Source organism: Rhodoplanes sp. SY1 (assembly GCF_046000175.1).
Classification (GTDB): Bacteria; Pseudomonadota; Alphaproteobacteria; order Rhizobiales; family Xanthobacteraceae; genus Rhodoplanes.
On sequence record NZ_JBEOMB010000413.1, the window covers coordinates 1 to 894 of the forward strand.

Annotated in this window: 1 protein-coding gene; it reads left to right on the forward strand. The window is 51.2% G+C overall.

What is annotated here, in order from left to right; all coding sequences use genetic code 11:
* Window positions 1-358: 358 nt before the first annotated feature.
* Window positions 359-894, forward strand: a 536-nt coding sequence (locus ABTU92_RS30035; protein ID WP_408095191.1) for a hypothetical protein, incomplete at its 3' end; no start/stop codon positions are given.

Sequence of the window (894 nt, forward strand, 5' to 3'; positions counted from 1 at the left end):
CGGTGGTGGCGCCGCCGGTTGCGCCGCCAGTTCAGCCAGCCCAGCACCCGCTTAGAGGCGAGCTCGCGAAACGCTCGGCCGCCGCAGCGCCCGCGATAAGCGGGTCGGTGAGATGGGCGAGGACGAACATAAATGACCAATCGCGAATTGTGCTCGATCGTGCCTGGCCTGATGCTAACTTGACCCTAAGCGTGCGATAGCACTGACTTCGAGTAGCGACTCCTACTCAGATGACACGACATTGCACCTATGATATTTTTAATAGACTCGTCAATCTTCCGAATCGATGTAGCCTTAGGCCGCTATTGCTAGCTTTATGAGTGCAAACAGAGCCAGCAACGCCACTTTGGAGATTGAGATGCCTGACTCGATTACAAGATGCACTTTTGTTTTTGTTTGCTTATTTTGTGCTGCAGCAGCTTACGCCGGCCCTGCCGCCGGTCAAATATTTCAACCACCATCGCGCCCGCCGGGTTGGGAAGTTGATCAAGGCGGAAAAGGCCGCCCCCCCTCAGGCGAGACAATTTCGTTTAAATCCGACAAGTATACACGCAGTCTTAACGTGCAGCCTGCGCTTCTTTCTACCAGAATGTGGGGAGATGTTATAGTAAATGATCCCAATATAAAAGATGGACCCAATGGAGCTGCTTACGAAATAAGGGTTTTTCAGCCCGGATCGTATCTCTTGCGAATAAGATATGCAGCGGCACAATCGAGACCAATCGAAATATCTCTTAACAAGTCCGTATTATCAAAGTCGGCGCTCTCCGAACCAACTGGCTGCTGGGAATTCCGATGTCAAAGTTGGGTGGATGTCGCGACGGTTCAGCTAGCAGCAGGGACAAATGACCTTCAGTTTTATAGATCTCAAGCATTCCCGCATATAAGCGAAAT